Genomic DNA, 14,847 nt, shown 5'->3' on the forward strand with positions numbered 1-14,847 from the left:
GTATTAAGTCTCGTGGGCTCGGAGATTTGTATAAGAGACAGGGTCTCCAGCGACCCGCGCTCACGGCTCCGGGGCGCGCTCGGGTCAGCGCACCGCGCTGGCGCCTCGGGTGGGTCGGCTGGGTGAAGCCCGAACATCGGACGGGATTCGGGCGTGACGCGGCATACTGGGCGCATCACCACGCGACGCTCGTCGGATGAGCGCGCGGCCGAGTACCCGGAGGAGCCGCCGATGACGACCGATTCCAGCCCAGAGCAGCCCATCGCACAGACGACGTCGGGAGCGGTCCGCGGGACGCGCCGCGCCGACGGATCGGTCGCCTTCCTCGGCATCCCGTTCGCCGAGCCGCCGACCGGAGCGAGACGATTCCAGGCCCCCGAGCCCAAAGCGCCCTGGGACGGCGTCCTCGACGCGACCGCCTACGGCGCGACACCGCAGCGGAAGGCCCTGGCCGAGATCACGACGATCCCGGAACCGTCGATCCCCGGCGACTCGACGCTCAACGTCAACGTCTTCACGCCCGACCCGACACCCGCCGCAGACCGTACCGGTCTGCCCGTCCTCGTGTGGATCCACGGCGGCGGCTTCATCGCCGGGTCGCCCGCGAGCCCCTGGTACGACGGTCGGGCCTTCAACCGCGACGGCGTCGTCACGGTCTCGCTGTCCTACCGCCTCGGCTTCGACGGCTTCGGCTGGCTGCCCGACGCCCCGGCCAACCGCGGGGTCCTCGACTGGATCCTCGCGCTCGAGTGGGTGCGCGACAACATCGCGGCGTTCGGCGGCGACCCGCAGCGGGTCACGATCGCCGGCCAGTCCGCCGGCGGCGGGTCCGTCATGACCCTGCTCACGGTGCCGTCAGCGCAACACCTGTTCCAGCGGGCGATCTCCGTGTCCGGCGTCCCCGGCGACGTCCCGCTCCACGAGGCGCAGACCCTGACCGGGCGACTCGCCCAGCACCTCGGGGCGCCCGCGACCCTGGCCGGCTTCGCAAGCGTCCCGGAGGCCACGCTGATCGAGGCCCAAGGCTTCGAGGTCGTCCCCGGCGGCGCGACCGACCCGGAGTCCGTGCTCCGCGGGATGACGACGATGAACGGCCGCCTCGGTCTCGGCCCGATCGTCGACGGCGAGCTGGTCGTCGACACCGTCGAAGCCGGCATGATCGCGGGACGAGGCGCGGACAAGCCGTTGCTCGTCAGCGCGACCCGAGAGGAGTTCGCCGGGTTCTTCACCGGTCGACTCGACCAGTTCGACGCCGTGGCGCCGACGCGTGCCCTGGAACTGATGGGCGTGCCGGAGCCGCTCGCCGAGGCGTACGTCGCGACCCAGCCCGGCGAACGCACGGGACTCGTCGCGGGGCGCTTCGTGAGCGACGTCATGTTCCGTGAGCGCGTCATCCGCTGGCTGGCGCTGCGGGACGACGCCGAGATGTGGGTCTCCGACTTCGTGTGGCGCTCGACGGTGAGCGGGATCGCGGAGCACTGCCTCGACGTCCCGTTCATCTTCGACGTGCTCGACGACCCGGACGTCACCCGGGTGGCGGGCCCGCACGCGCCGCAGGAGCTCGCTGATCGGATCCACGGCGCGGTCGTGGCGTTCGTCCGAGACGGGTCGCCGGGCTGGTCGCGGTCCGATCAGGACGCCTCAGCGATCGAGGTGTTCGACGCGGCCGGGGCGCCGACGGTCGAGCCGTTCGCGAGTGCGCGCGTGCTCGCAGCGGCGAAGCGACTCGCGGAAGCGCCGTCGACGACGGCATCGACACCGGTCTGACGGGCCCTGGCACTCGGCTCCTAGGACGAACCGGGCCGTTCTGCCAGGGGGTGTGGCTGTGAGGCGTCCCGCGTTACCGTCGGGACACGAGGAAAGGAATCAGCATGAGCGACCCACGAGACGAGATGGACGACCCGATCGGCGACGCACAGGAGGCGATCTCCCGAGCGCTGCCCGACAACGCTCCCGAGAGCGATGATCCGATGGCGGCGCCGACGGTCGACGACCCGGGCTCCGAGCCCGGCGACGGCGACCCCGCCGACCAGCCGGGCCTCCTCTAGCGAGGCTCGCCCGGGGCTGTCCTCAGCTCGGGGATCCCTGGTCAGCGCGGTGCTGCCGACCGAGGTGTGCTGAACCGGCGCCAGCGCGGTGCGCTGGTCCGAACCCCCGGGATCAGGCTTCAGCGCGGCCCGTGCGCGTGGGCGCGGCCCTCCAGAGACCCGCGCTCACGCGTGTGGCCCGCGCTGGCGTCAGCGCACCGCGCTGGCGCAAGCCGAAACGCAGGAGGGTGGAGGCGTGCAACGCGGGGGCGCTCCGCGCGCGTAGCGGAACGACTTCGAGCGATGTCAACCCCCGGGACGGAATGGTCATGCCCCCATACGGTGGACGGAGTTCTGCGAAAGGAGCTTCACCATGAACATCCTGCTCATCATCGTCATCGTCGTTGCCATCGTTCTCGCCATCACCGGTGGGTTCGTCCAGTCCCTCAACTTCCTGCTGTGGGTCGGCCTCGTGCTGCTCGCGATCGCGATCATCGCGTTCCTGATCAGGACGATCACGGGTCGTAAGGCGCTCTAACTCGAATTCGAGTCCACGAAGCGGTCGGTCCCTCCGGGGGCCGGCCGCTTCGCTGTGTCCGGGGTAGTGCGTCCGGGCGGGATCTGAGCCCTACCGCAATGACGGATCGACGCTCGTCCGTCGGAGCACCGCATCGGCGAAGGCCCCGAACAACCGCTCGCCGGCCTCCCGCATCGGACCCGCCACCGCGGCGACCTCGGACCGCAGGCGGTCGGCCGCCTCCTCCGCGGTCCCGGCGATGAACGGCAGGTCGCGGAGCATGAGCGGTTCCGCGAGCCACCGGTCGAGCATCGGCGGGTCGACCTCGAGGTGGAACTGCGTCGCGAAGACCCGGTCCTCGATCCGGAACGCCTGGTTCGGCGTCGACGGCGACGACGCGAGGACCGTCGCTCCATACGGAGCCTCGACTACATCGCCATGCCAGTGCAGCACCGGCAGCCGCTCGCCCCGCATGCCGAGTTCGCTCTCGGCCAGGAGCTCGACGTCGCCGACACCCACCTCATGCGCGGCCGCCGAGTGGAGGGTGGCTCCGAGGGCCGTCGCGATGAGCTGATGCCCGAGACAGACCCCGAACACCGGGATGCCGAGCACCGCCGCATCGCGCACGAGCTGTGCTTCGAGCCCGAGACCCGGGTGCTCCTCCACGTCGAGCGCGCCCATCGGGCCGCCGAGGAGGACGAGCCCGTCGAACCCGGTGATCTCGCGCGCCGGCGGCAGCTCACGACGCTCGACGATCGTGTCGAGCGTCCAGTCGATCCCCGACGCCGTCAGCACCTCGCCGAGCACCGCCGGTCGTTCCCAGGGGACGTGCTGCAGGACGAGGACGTGCGGTCTGGTCATCGGAGGCCTCCAGGTCGCGGGGGCGGCGCGACCGGTCTCCGCCGGGTCGCGGAGGTCGTCGCCGTGCGAGCATCGTAGCGAATCCGGGCGTCGTCACCGGCCCGAGGCATCGGGCTCCCGGCCGATACACTGTCACCGTGCTGCTCTCGGACCGTGACATCAAAGCCGAACTCGACGCCTCCCGCATCGCGCTCGACCCCTACTCGCCGGAGATGATCCAGCCCTCGTCCATCGACGTGCGCCTCGATCGCTTCTTCCGGCTCTTCGACAACCACAAGTACCCCTTCATCGATCCCGCGGAGGATCAGCCGGAGCTGACGCGCCTCATCGAGACGCTGCCGAACGAGCCGTTCATCCTGCACCCCGGCGAGTTCGTCCTCGGGTCCACGTACGAGCGGGTCTCCCTCCCGGACGACGTCGCCGCACGCCTCGAGGGCAAGAGCTCGCTCGGTCGTCTCGGGCTCCTCACGCACTCCACCGCCGGCTTCATCGACCCCGGCTTCACGGGCCACGTCACCCTCGAGCTCAGCAACGTCGCCACGCTGCCGATCAAGCTCTGGCCGGGGATGAAGATCGGTCAGATGTGCTTCTTCCGGCTCACGTCACCGGCCGAGCGCCCGTACGGTTCGAGCGAGTACAGTTCCAGGTATCAGGGACAGCGTGGACCCACCGCCTCCCGTTCCTTCCAGAACTTCCACCGGACCGACGTCGGCGAGACGCAGCGCTGACGCAGGACTGAGGCGGGCGTCCCGACGACGGGCGGGCAGGTGGACCAGCAGAAAGGCCCCGCCATGAGCACGTCAGAGCGACCCGACTTCGCCCGCGCGATCACCGCCGACGGGCCGACGCCGCTCTACCCGCGTCGCATGGTCCGGTTCGGGCAGTTCGTCGGGTCCTGGGACGTCCACTCGAAGCGCCTCGACGACGAGAGTGGCGAGTGGGTCGAGTCCGACTTCCGCTGGATCGTGTCGTACATCCTCGAGGGGCGGGCCGTGCAGGACGTCCAGCTCGTCGCGAACGACGCGGAACCGTCGGGCTGGGAGACGGTCAGTACGGCTCTCCGCGTCTACGACCGGTTGATGGGCGCCTGGCGGGTGAACTACGTCGAGCCACGGCGCGGCGAATTCTGCCAGCTCGTCGCGACGCCGCACCGCTCCGACGGCATCCGCCAGGACGGCACGCGGAACGACGACAAGCTCATCCGGTGGAACTTCAGCGGCATCACCGAGGACTCGTACACCTGGGAGAGCTGGGTGTCCGACGACGAGGGCGTGACCTGGTGGCTGCAGGAGCACAACGAGGGTCGCCGCATCGCCTGAGCGGATCCGTCTCCACCGCGACACTCAGGGGTCGGTGCGCGCCAGGCGCTCCAGGAACGACGCCAGCTGCTCGCGCTCGGCCGTGGAGAAGCCGTCGAGGACACGCTCCTCGGCGGCGAGGTGATCGGGCAGGGCCGCTTCGACGAGGCGCTTGCCGGCCGGGGTGAGGGCGACGACCGTGCCGCGCCCGTCCTGCTCGCTCGGACGGCGCGTGACGAGACCGCGCTCGACGAGCTTGTTCACGCGCTGGGCGATCGCGCTCGACGTCACCATCGACCAGTGGGCGAGGTCCTTCGGCGCGAGCTCGTGCGGTGAGCCGGCGCGGAGCAGGGTGGCGAGCACGTCGAACGAGGCGCTGTCGAGACCGTGCTCGGCGAAGGTCGAGGACAGACGGGCGTCGACCGCCGTCGCCGCTCGCGACAGTCGTCCGATGACGGCCATGGGCGAGACGTCGAGATCGGGTCGCTCGGTCCGCCACTGGCTCAGGATGTCGTCGACGCGCGTGCTCATGCAGTCAGCGTAGCAATTCGCTTAGCGCTGAGCTATTCTTGCTCAGTGCTTAGCAATCAACTCCGCATCGCCGCCGTCACCGCCATCGCCCCGATCAGCTGGGGGACCACCTACCTCGTCACGAGCGAACTGCTCCCGCCGGGACGACCGCTGCTGGCAGCCGTGCTCCGGGCGCTGCCCGCGGGCCTCCTGCTCCTCGCGATCACGCGAATCCTGCCGGTCGGTGGCTGGTGGTGGCGGTCGCTCGTGCTCGGCACGCTCGACATCGGCGCCTTCTTCGCATTCCTCTTCCTCGCCGCCTACCGACTGCCCGGCGGGGTCGCCGCGACCATGGGGGCGATCGGGCCCGTGCTCGTCGCCGTGCTCGCGAGCCTGCTGGTGGGGGAGGCGTTGACCGTACGTCGCGTCGTCGCCGGGTTCGCCGGGGTGCTGGGCGTCGCCCTCATCGTGCTGCAGGCCGACGCGCGTCTCGACGCGGTCGGCGTCGTCGCCGCACTCGCGGGGGCGGTCTCGATGTCGCTCGGATCGGTGCTGAGCAAGCGGTGGGGGAGACCGGAGGTCGGCCGCCGGATCGGCGCGCGTCGGCGCACGAACCCGGACCTCGACCCGACCGCGGCCAGCGGCGCACCGGTCTCCGGCCTCGCGCTGACCGCCTGGCAGCTCGTCGCCGGCGGTCTCGTCCTCGTGCCGGTGCTGCTCGTCGTCGAGGGACTTCCGTCGGCCGCCCCGGACGCAGCGGCGATCGGCGGGTACGCCTACCTCTCCCTCGTCGGCACGGCCCTCGCGTACGCCCTGTGGTTCCGTGGCATCGCCGCGCTGCCCGTCGGGTCAGTGTCCTTCCTCGGCCTGCTCAGTCCCGTCGTCGCCGTACTGGCAGGCCTCGTGGTCCTCGGCGAAGCGCTGAGCCTCGGACAAGTGCTCGGGATCGCGGTCGTCGCCGGCTCCCTCGTCCTGGTCTTCACCGCGAGGCGGCCCCGGGCCATACTGAGCGCATGAGATTCCGCACCGTCATCGAACTCCAGGGCAACAACACCGGCATCCTCATCCCCGACGCCGTCGTCGAGGGCCTGGACCGTGGCAAGCGCGTGCCCGTCGTCGTCACCGTCGGTGCGACCACCTACCGCAGCACCATCACGCCGATGGGCGGCCGGTACCTGATCGCATTGAGCGCCGCCAACCGCGCCGCCGCCGGGGTCGCAGGAGGCGACGAGGTCGACGTGGACCTCGAGGTCGACGACGCACCGCGCGTGTTCCCGTTGCCGCCCGAGCTCGAGACGGCGCTCGCGGGAGACGAGCAGGCGCTCGCCGCCTACGGAGCCCTGTCGTTCAGCCGACAGCGCGCGCTGGCCGAGCCGGTCGCGTTGGCGAAGACGGATGCGACGCGCGACAAGCGGATCGCCGCGGCCCTGGAAGCGCTCCGCGGCGCCTGACCTCGATCAGTCGCCTGAATCTGTTTGGCCGGCTCGATCCGTGCAGATCCGGGCGCCTCAGCGGGTGGCGGACTCCGCGAGCAGCGGCACGACGAGCGGCAGCTGGAGCGTCAGCCACGGGCTGAACGCGAAGGGCGCCTGCTCGACGGACGCGAGGAGTGATTCGGGCTCGGCCCAGGCCCACTCCACGACCTCGTCGGGGTTCGGCTCGGGTGTCGCATCCGTGTAGGCGACGTAGACCGGGCAGATCTCGTACTCGACCACACCCGAGGCGTCGACGGCGCGATACCGGAAGTCGGGCAGCACCAGTTCCGGCGCGGAGATCGGCAGGCCGAGCTCGGCACTCGCCCGACGCAGCACGGCGTCCACGCTGTCCTCGTCCGGGCCAGGGTGTCCGCAGAACGAGTTCGTCCAGACGCCCGGCCACGTGAGCTTCGAGAGAGCGCGCCGGGTCACGAGGATCCGACCGTCGGGCCCGATGACGTGGCAGGAGAACGCGAGGTGGAGCGGCGTCTCCAGTGTGTGGACGGTCGCCTTCGGCGTGGTGCCGATGCGGGTGCCGTCCTCGGCGAGCAGGACGACGAGTTCTTCGGGTACCGACATGCGTCCATTCTCCCCGACGATCGGGGTGAACGCGAATGGACAGCTAGCGTACTAATCTCGCCGCTCCGTGAAGTAGCCTCGTGATATGGAGACCCACCACGTCGTCGACGCGCCCTATCGACAACAGCATCAGGTCGAGGATGCCCTCGAGCGTTTCCTCGAACTGGCGAAGACGCAGGCGGTGTCGTTCGGCGGCGCCGGCTACCTGCGGCTCTGGGAGACCATCGAGCGCAGCATGGCCGGCGGCAAGCGGTTCCGCCCACGGATGGTCATGACGGCCTACGAGGCGCTGGGTGGAACGGACATCGTCGCCGCGGCTCACGTCGCCGCCGCCTACGAACTCCTGCACACCGCGCTGATCGTCCACGACGACGTGATCGACCGCGACTTCGTCCGGCGCGGCAGCCCCAACGTCTCCGGCAGCTACCGCGACATCGCACAGACCGCGGGCATCCCGTTGCCGCTCGCCGAGCACCGCGGCATGTCCGTCGCCGTCATCGCCGGCGACCTCGCCCTGTCCGCGTCCTATCGCCTGATCGACCGGGCCGGGAGCGCCGACGCGGTCCGCACCCGCCTGCGCGAGATCCTCGACGACGCGATCTCCGCCTCGGCGGCCGGCGAGCTGGCCGACGTCGACTTCACGGTCGGCGGCGTCGTCCCGACGGTCGACGACATCATCCGCATGGAGCGCCTGAAGACCGCCTACTACTCGTTCGAGGCGCCCCTGCAGTCGGGCGGCGTCCTGGCCGGCGCTCCGGAGGCGACGATCGACGCGCTCGGAGCGTTCGGGCAGCAGATCGGTATCGCCTACCAGATCATCGACGACGTCCTCGGCGTCTTCGGCGACTCGAAGACGACCGGTAAGACGACGATCGGCGACCTCCGCGAGGGCAAGCTGACGGTCATGGTGGCGTTCGCGGCGGAGCAGCCCGAGTGGCACGCCGTCGAGCACCTCTTCGGCGACCCGGACCTCGACGAGGAGGGGGCCGCCGTCCTGCGCGACGTCCTCACGACGACGGGCGCCCGCCAGCACGCGACGCTGCTGGCCGGCGACTACGCCAACCGCGCCTGGGAGCAGCTGGCCTCGCCGAGCATCCCGGCGCAGCTCCGCGACGAGCTCCGCCCGATCGTCGCCACCGTGCTCGAGCGGTCGCGATGACCGCAGCAGGGGACGGGACCGGGCGACCGGCCGACGACGCCTCGGCGGTCGGCGACGCACGACAGCTGTACGACCGGGTCGCGCAGGAGACCGCCAGCATCGTCATCCGTCGGTACTCCACGTCCTTCGGACTGGCGGCCAGACTGCTGGGTGGCGACATCCGCCAGGACGTCGAGAACGTGTATGCGCTCGTCCGCATCGCCGACGAGATCGTCGACGGCGTGGCCGCGGCGGCCGGGCTCGACCCCGAGCGGGTCCTCCGCATGCTCGACGCGCTTGAACAGGACACCGAGGACGCGATGGAGACGGGGTACAGCAGCAACCTCGTCGTCCACGCCTTCGCCATCTCGGCGCGGTCGGCGGGGATCGAGGCCGACCTCACCCGTCCGTTCTTCGCGTCCATGCGCGCGGACCTCTCGCGCACCGTCCACACGCCGGAGACGTTCCGCGACTACGTGTACGGCTCCGCCGAGGTCGTCGGGCTCATGTGCCTGCGGATCTTCCTGCGCGGCCACGAGGTCGACGACGCCCAGCGCGCCGCGTTCGTCGTCGGCGCCAGGAGTCTCGGTGCCGCCTTCCAGAAGGTGAACTTCCTCCGCGACCTCTCGGCCGATCACGACGAGCTCGGCCGCAGCTACTTCCCGGGTGTCGCCGTCGACGAGCTCACCGAAGCGCAGAAGCACAGCCTGCTCGACGACATCGAAGCCGATCTCGACCGCTCGGCAGCGGTCCTCGGGCGGCTGCCGAAGTCGAGCCGTCGCGCGGTCGCCCTCGCCCAGGAGCTCTTCTCGGAACTCGCCCGACGCATCCGGACGACGCCGGCCTCGGCGCTCGTCCGCACGCGTGTCCGGGTGCCCGACCCGGTCAAGCTCCGCATCGCCGCCGGCGCGCTCGCCGGTCGCACACCGGCCACGACCGGTACCACCGTCTCCATCCCGACGATCGACGAGAGTTCGCAGTCATGACCACCTCCCACAACCGGACCGTCGTCATCGGCGGCGGCATCAGCGGTCTCGCCACCGCAGCCCTCCTCGCCCGCGACGGCCAGCGGGTCACGCTGCTCGAACGACGCGAGGTGCTCGGCGGCCGCGCCGGCACCTGGGAGCAGGACGGCTTCACCTTCGACACCGGCCCGAGCTGGTACCTCATGCCGGAGGTCTTCGACCACTTCTACCGCCTCCTCGGCACCTCTGCCGCCGAGCAGCTCGACCTCGGGCGACTCGACCCGGCCTACCGCGTCTACTCGGAGGGCCGCGACGGGCACCTCGACCTCGCCGCCGACCGGGCCGGCAACCTCGCCCTGTTCGAGTCGGTGGAGCCCGGTGCCGGCGCGAAGATGGACGAGTACCTCCGCAGCGCGAAGGAGACGTACGAGATCGCCATCCGGAGCTTCCTGTACACGACGTTCGAGTCGTACCGGACGCTCGCGAGCCGTGAGGTCCTCGCCCGGATGCCGAAGCTCGCGAAGCTCCTCACGGAGGACCTCGACACCCTGGCCGCGCGCACCGTCTCCGACGTCCGGTTGCAGCAGATCCTCGGCTACCCGGCCGTGTTCCTCGGCTCCTCGCCCTTCGAAGCGCCGAGCATGTACCACCTCATGAGCTACCTCGACCTCGAGGACGGCGTGCTCTACCCGCAGGGCGGCTTCTCGCGGATCATCGACACGATCGCCGAGCTCGCCCGCGCCGAGGGTGTGGAGATCATCACGGGCGCCGAGGTCACCGGCATCACCACGATGGCCGCCGGCCGCCGAGCCAGGGTCGACGGCGTCAACTACCTCGACGCCGACGGTCGTCGGCAGCTGCTCCGCGCCGACCGCGTCGTGTCCGCCGCCGACCTGCACCACACCGAGACGACGCTGCTTCCCCGCCAACTCCAGACCTACCCGGCCGAGTACTGGGAGAAGCGCACCGCCGGTCCCGGAGCCGTGCTCGTCATGCTCGGCGTCCGTGGCGAGCTCCCGGAGCTCCTGCACCACAGCCTGTTCTTCACGGCCGACTGGCGCGACAACTTCGGCCGCATCTTCGGCGAGGAGACGAGCGTGCCCGACCCCGCGTCGCTGTACGTCTGCCGTCCGAGCGCGACCGATGCGGGCGTCGCACCGGACGGCCACGAGAACCTGTTCATCCTGGTGCCGGTCCCGGCCGATCCGTCCATCGGTGGCGGTGGAGACGCCCGGGTCGCGGAGATCGGCGACGCCGCCATCGCGCAGATCGCCGAGTGGGCCGGCGTCCCCGACCTCGCCGAGCGCATCGTGGTGCGTCGCGACGTCGGACCGGCCGACTTCGCGACCGACCTCAACGTCTGGAAGGGCACCGCCCTCGGGCCGGCGCACATCCTCTCGCAGAGCGCGATGTTCCGGAGCGGCAACGTCAGCAAGAAGGTCGACGGCCTGTTCTACACCGGTGGCTCCACCATCCCGGGCATCGGTCTGCCGATGTGCCTCATCAGCGCGGAGCTCGTCGTGAAGCGCATGCGCGGCGACATCACCACCGGCCCGATGGCGGAGCCGTTGCGCGCGCGCGCCGAGGCGACCGGCTGATGGGTCTGCTGTACCTGCTGGCGCTGCTCGTCTCGATCACCGGGATGGTCATGCTCGACCGGCGGTTCCGGCTGTTCTTCTGGGCCGACCGACGGCGGGCCGCGATCATCCTGCCGATCGGCGTCGTGTTCTTCCTCGTGTGGGACCTGCTCGGTATCGGCACCGGCATCTTCTTCCGTGGTGAGACCTCGTTCATGACCGGGCTGCAGGTCGCGCCCGAGCTGCCGATCGAGGAGGTCTTCTTCCTGACACTGCTCTGCTACCTCACGATGAACCTGTTCGGTGCGGCGCGACACACGCTCGGCCGGGTGTCCCGCCGGACGACCGGCGCCGCCGAGGTGAGCGGACAGTGACCTACTGGGCCCTCAACGCATGGTTCCTCACCGTCGTGGCGGTCGTCGCGCTGCTCGCGGTCGTGCGGCTCGATCGCCGTCGTGCAAGCGGACCGCGATCCACCGGTCTGACGGCGGGCACCTGGCTGCTCGCGGTGGGCGGTGGGCTCGTCGTCCTCCTGCTCATGACCGCGCTGTTCGACAACATCATGATCGGCATCGGGCTCGTCGGCTACGACCCCGCACTCATCTCCGGCGCCTTCATCGGCATCGCGCCCCTCGAGGACTTCGCCTACGCCATCGCCGCGGCCGTCCTGCTCCCGTCGCTCTGGGTGCTCCTCGAGCGCCGAACCCCTGCTCCCGTCTCCCCATCCCCGTCCCAGGAGGACCCGGCATGAACCGACTCGGCCAGCTCGTGCTGTCCTCCCGACCGCTGTCGTGGATCAACACCGCGTACCCGTTCGCAGCGGCGTACCTGCTGACCACGCGCGAGCTCGACCTCACCTTCTGGCTCGGGACGCTGTACTTCCTCATCCCGTACAACCTCGCGATGTACGGCATCAACGATGTCTTCGACTACGAGTCCGACCTGCGGAACCCGCGCAAGGGCGGCGTCGAGGGCGCGGTCCTGGACCGCCGGATGCACCGGCTGACGATCTTCGCGGCGATCGTGACGAACGTCCCGTTCCTCGTCTACCTCGTCGTCATCGGGTCGCCGCTGTCGTGGCTCGTCCTCGCGATCAGCGTGTTCGCGCTCATCGCATACAGCGCACCCGGCCTGCGGTTCAAGGAGCGGCCGTTCATCGACTCGCTCACCTCGAGCACGCACTTCGTGAGCCCGGCGGTCTACGGCCTCGTCCTCGCCGGTGCGGTCTTCACGCCCGCGCTCTGGGCGCTGCTCGTCGGCTACTTCCTCTGGGGGATCGCCAGCCACGCCTTCGGTGCGGTGCAGGACATCATCGCCGACCGGGAGGGCGGGATCGGCTCGATCGCGACGGTGATCGGTGCGGCGGCGACCGTCCGGTTCGCCTTCGTCGCCTACCTGGCCGGTGGAGCGCTCATGCTCGTGACCCCGTGGCCCATCCCGCTGGCCGGCCTGCTCGCGCTGCCCTACGCCGCGAGTGTGCTGCCGTTCTGGAACCTCCGCGAGGAGGACGCCGAGCGGGCCAACGCGGGGTGGAAGCGGTTCCTCCGCCTCAACTTCCTGACGGGCTTCCTCATCACGATGCTCATCATCTGGTACTGGTTCCTGACGTCCTGACCGGAACCCGCGACCCTGTCTCAGGAGTTCCCGGGCGCGCCGCCGAGGTCACTTGGCGCTACGCCCGGGAACTCCTGAGAACGGTTCGTCAGTCGAGGCTCAGAGCTCGAAGGAGAAGCCGAGGTCCTCGGGGTACTCGCCGAGCTCGGTGAGGCCGGTCGCCGCGCGCTGGAGGGCGGCGAGGGCCAGGCCGAGCGTGCCGGGGCCGAAGCTGACGCGTGAGACGCCGAGTTCGGCGAGGCGCTTGAGCGGAACCGCGCCGGGGTAGCCGATGACGGAGATGCGTCCGTGCACCTGCTCGATCGCCTTGGCGACGAGCTCCTCCGTACCGAGCCCGAGGAAGAAGACGACGTCCGCACCGGCCTTGAGGTAGGCGTTGGCGCGGGCGACGGCCTCGTCCCACGCCTCGGGGTCGCCGGCGAGCGTGTCGACCCGGGCGTTGATGACGAGCGGGATGCCCGCGTCCTCGGCTCCGGCCCGAGCGGCGGCGACGCGGGCCGCGGCCTCCTCGATCGGGAACTGCGGGGCCTTCGCGGCACCGACGGAGTCCTCGAGGTTGATGCCGACGGCACCCGACTCGACGATGAGGCGGCGGACGTTCTCGCGAACCCCGGCCGCGTCGGAGGCGTAGCCCTTCTCGAAGTCGATCGTCACCGGCAGGTCGACGGCGCCCACGATGATCTTCGCGGCGGCGATCGCCTCGTCGACGTCGAGGCCGCCGCCGTCTTCGAGCCCGCGGACGTTCGACACCGAGTGGCTCGCCGAGGCGAGGGCGACGACGCCGGGGGCTTCGGAGACGACCTTCGCGGTGATGGCGTCCCAGACGTTGGTGACGATGAGCGGGGAACCCGGCTCGTGGAGGGAGTTGAGGAGGACGGCTTTGGCATGCTGATCGGTCATCTCCGCAGTCTGTCAGCGGACGTCGGCCGCCCGGCCGACAAGCGTCGAGAATTCAGGCAACGTTCGGGTTGGCTGCGGTTCCCGGCTCGTGTGGGCCGCTCCCGTGACGCAAGACGAGGGCGGTCCGCGCGTCATCCCACGCCGCCGGTGGACCGGGCGGGCAGGATGCCGTGCGTATCATTGGTGGCCGAAGGAAGGCGTTCCCATGACGAAACCGCCGACGGTCTACGACGTCGCGCACCACGCCGGCGTCTCCATCGCGACGGTCTCGCGGGTGCTCAGCCGCCCCGACGACGTGAAACCGGCCACGCGAGACCGCGTGCTCGCCTCGGTCGGTGAACTCGGGTACGTCCCGAGTGGGGCCGCACGAGGACTCGCCGCGCGCCGCACCGGCGTCATCGGCCTGTTCTTCCAGGGGCTCGACGCGATGGACGACCTCGGGGACATCGCCCTCGAGGGTGACGAGGCGGCGGCCGGGGGAGCGCGCATCGTCCGCGACATCCCGGAGCGGACCGACACGCGGACGCTCAACCTCTACTTCGACGAGGTGCTGCGCGGCTGCGAGCTGGAGTCCTGGCGGAGCGGGTTCGCACTGCTCGTCGGCGTCGGACGCGGATCCACGGCGACGCAGACCGTGCGCGACATGGCGGGTCGGGTGGACGGCCTCATGGTGTTGGCCGGGAGCGCGAGCGAGGAGGAGCTCGCGCGCCTGTCACGTCACGTCCCGATCGTCGTGATGGCGGGGCCCCGGCGCGGCGACGACCTCGATCACGTCTCGGTGAGCAACGCCGAGGGGATGCGCACGCTCACGGCGCACCTCATCGACGACCTCGGTGCCCGAGAGCTCGAGTACGTGGCGGGAAGCCTCGGATCGCCCGATGACGCGGAGCGCTGGAGCGGGTTCCGCGCGGCTCTCGCCGACCGGTCGCTCGACGCCCCGGAGGAGCCGACCCTCCGCGGCGACTTCACCCGCGAGGGCGGGCGGCGGGTCGGTCGGGAGCTGTTCCGACGCGACGGGCTGCCGCGGGCCGTCGTGTGCGCCAACGACCAGATGGCGCTCGGCGTGATCGACGCCGCCAGGATCGCGGGGGTCGCGGTCCCGGACGAGCTCATCGTCACCGGATTCGACGGCATCGACGCCGGCCGCCTGTCGGCTCCGCGGCTCACGACGGTCCGGCAGCCGATGGAGACGCTCGGCCGGGTCTCCGTGCAGGCGCTCGCCCGTCGCCTCGCCGAACCGAAGCTGCCCGCGATGTCCGTCCGCCTCCCCGTCGAGGTCGTCCTCCGCGAGAGCTCCGAGTCGATCACGTCCTGATCATCGTCTCCCCTCGCGTTCACCATTCAGGAAGCCCGCGGCGTGCCGCGGCGCGTCCGTCCCCCACGAGG

18 protein-coding genes are annotated in these 14,847 nt (G+C 70.7%); 14 read left to right on the top strand and 4 right to left on the bottom strand.

All coding sequences use genetic code 11. The annotated features are described in order from the left end of the window. The first annotated feature begins 231 nt into the window (after positions 1–231). From ACQG07_RS11145 to ACQG07_RS11155, 3 genes are all read left to right on the top strand, one after another. Complete coding sequence (locus tag ACQG07_RS11145) at positions 232–1,767, top strand: carboxylesterase/lipase family protein (RefSeq protein ID WP_426738333.1); 1,536 nt, start codon at positions 232–234, stop codon at positions 1,765–1,767. A 104-nt stretch (positions 1,768–1,871) separates the two neighbouring features. Beyond that, the gene (locus tag ACQG07_RS11150) at positions 1,872–2,048 is read left to right on the top strand and encodes a hypothetical protein (RefSeq protein ID WP_159453388.1); all 177 of its coding nucleotides are present in this window, start codon (positions 1,872–1,874) and stop codon (positions 2,046–2,048) included. A 352-nt stretch (positions 2,049–2,400) separates the two neighbouring features. After that, positions 2,401–2,565, top strand: a complete 165-nt coding sequence (locus tag ACQG07_RS11155; RefSeq protein WP_162852292.1) for a hypothetical protein — start codon at positions 2,401–2,403, stop codon at positions 2,563–2,565. A 90-nt stretch (positions 2,566–2,655) separates the two neighbouring features. Here the strand turns inward: ACQG07_RS11155 and ACQG07_RS11160 are convergent, their stop codons facing one another. Continuing rightward, positions 2,656–3,405, bottom strand: a complete 750-nt coding sequence (locus ACQG07_RS11160) for a type 1 glutamine amidotransferase (protein ID WP_411557773.1) — start codon at positions 3,403–3,405, stop codon at positions 2,656–2,658. 137 nt (positions 3,406–3,542) lie between these two features. Here ACQG07_RS11160 and dcd point away from each other — a divergent pair, with 137 nt between their 5' ends. Next, a complete protein-coding gene (dcd, locus tag ACQG07_RS11165) occupies positions 3,543–4,133 on the top strand; it encodes a dCTP deaminase (protein ID WP_056009122.1) in 591 nt (196 codons plus the stop codon). A 63-nt stretch (positions 4,134–4,196) separates the two neighbouring features. After that, a complete protein-coding gene (locus ACQG07_RS11170) occupies positions 4,197–4,724 on the top strand; it encodes a hypothetical protein (RefSeq protein ID WP_071261813.1) in 528 nt (175 codons plus the stop codon). 24 nt (positions 4,725–4,748) lie between these two features. On the opposite strand, the gene ACQG07_RS11175 is transcribed toward ACQG07_RS11170, so the two are convergent. After that, positions 4,749–5,234, bottom strand: coding sequence for a MarR family winged helix-turn-helix transcriptional regulator (locus ACQG07_RS11175; RefSeq protein WP_124768553.1), 486 nt, complete (start codon positions 5,232–5,234; stop codon positions 4,749–4,751). A gap of 45 nt (positions 5,235–5,279) precedes the next feature. On the opposite strand from ACQG07_RS11175, the gene ACQG07_RS11180 reads away from it, so the two are divergent. Continuing rightward, positions 5,280–6,230: an EamA family transporter gene (locus ACQG07_RS11180; protein WP_426738334.1), complete on the top strand. Its 951-nt coding sequence runs from the start codon at positions 5,280–5,282 to the stop codon at positions 6,228–6,230. Further along, positions 6,227–6,664, top strand: a complete 438-nt coding sequence (locus ACQG07_RS11185; protein ID WP_426738335.1) for a DUF1905 domain-containing protein — start codon at positions 6,227–6,229, stop codon at positions 6,662–6,664. The genes ACQG07_RS11180 and ACQG07_RS11185 overlap by 4 nt, the downstream gene beginning before the upstream one ends. Positions 6,665–6,721: 57 nt before the next feature. On the opposite strand, the gene idi is transcribed toward ACQG07_RS11185, so the two are convergent. After that, positions 6,722–7,267: an isopentenyl-diphosphate Delta-isomerase gene (idi, locus tag ACQG07_RS11190; RefSeq protein ID WP_426738336.1), complete on the bottom strand. Its 546-nt coding sequence runs from the start codon at positions 7,265–7,267 to the stop codon at positions 6,722–6,724. Positions 7,268–7,352: 85 nt separating this feature from the next. On the opposite strand from idi, the gene ACQG07_RS11195 reads away from it, so the two are divergent. From ACQG07_RS11195 to ACQG07_RS11220, 6 genes are read left to right on the top strand one after another with little or no spacing between them, the layout of a single operon-like run. Further along, the gene (locus tag ACQG07_RS11195) at positions 7,353–8,426 is read left to right on the top strand and encodes a polyprenyl synthetase family protein (RefSeq protein WP_124768556.1); all 1,074 of its coding nucleotides are present in this window, start codon (positions 7,353–7,355) and stop codon (positions 8,424–8,426) included. Then, positions 8,423–9,391, top strand: coding sequence for a phytoene/squalene synthase family protein (locus tag ACQG07_RS11200; protein WP_426738337.1), 969 nt, complete (start codon positions 8,423–8,425; stop codon positions 9,389–9,391). Before ACQG07_RS11195 ends, ACQG07_RS11200 begins: the two co-directional genes overlap by 4 nt. After that, positions 9,388–10,968: a phytoene desaturase family protein gene (gene crtI, locus ACQG07_RS11205; RefSeq protein WP_426738338.1), complete on the top strand. Its 1,581-nt coding sequence runs from the start codon at positions 9,388–9,390 to the stop codon at positions 10,966–10,968. Before ACQG07_RS11200 ends, crtI begins: the two co-directional genes overlap by 4 nt. After that, the gene (locus ACQG07_RS11210; protein WP_426738339.1) at positions 10,968–11,321 is read left to right on the top strand and encodes a lycopene cyclase domain-containing protein; all 354 of its coding nucleotides are present in this window, start codon (positions 10,968–10,970) and stop codon (positions 11,319–11,321) included. The genes crtI and ACQG07_RS11210 overlap by 1 nt, the downstream gene beginning before the upstream one ends. Then, positions 11,318–11,698 carry a lycopene cyclase gene (locus ACQG07_RS11215; protein ID WP_192019291.1) on the top strand — a complete coding sequence of 127 codons (381 nt, stop codon included), beginning with the start codon at positions 11,318–11,320 and terminating at the stop codon, positions 11,696–11,698. The genes ACQG07_RS11210 and ACQG07_RS11215 overlap by 4 nt, the downstream gene beginning before the upstream one ends. After that, entirely contained in the window at positions 11,695–12,561 is an 867-nt protein-coding gene (locus tag ACQG07_RS11220) for a prenyltransferase (protein ID WP_064297137.1), read from the top strand. Before ACQG07_RS11215 ends, ACQG07_RS11220 begins: the two co-directional genes overlap by 4 nt. 99 nt (positions 12,562–12,660) lie before the next feature. Here ACQG07_RS11220 and ACQG07_RS11225 read toward each other — a convergent pair whose 3' ends face one another. Continuing rightward, the gene (locus tag ACQG07_RS11225; protein WP_426738340.1) at positions 12,661–13,461 is read right to left on the bottom strand and encodes an isocitrate lyase/PEP mutase family protein; all 801 of its coding nucleotides are present in this window, start codon (positions 13,459–13,461) and stop codon (positions 12,661–12,663) included. A gap of 205 nt (positions 13,462–13,666) precedes the next feature. Here ACQG07_RS11225 and ACQG07_RS11230 point away from each other — a divergent pair, with 205 nt between their 5' ends. Further along, complete coding sequence (locus ACQG07_RS11230; RefSeq protein WP_137242419.1) at positions 13,667–14,776, top strand: LacI family DNA-binding transcriptional regulator; 1,110 nt, start codon at positions 13,667–13,669, stop codon at positions 14,774–14,776. Positions 14,777–14,847 lie beyond the last annotated feature (71 nt).

Source organism: Plantibacter sp. 2H11-2, from assembly GCF_050031945.1.
Taxonomy (GTDB): Bacteria; Actinomycetota; Actinomycetes; order Actinomycetales; family Microbacteriaceae; genus Plantibacter; species Plantibacter auratus.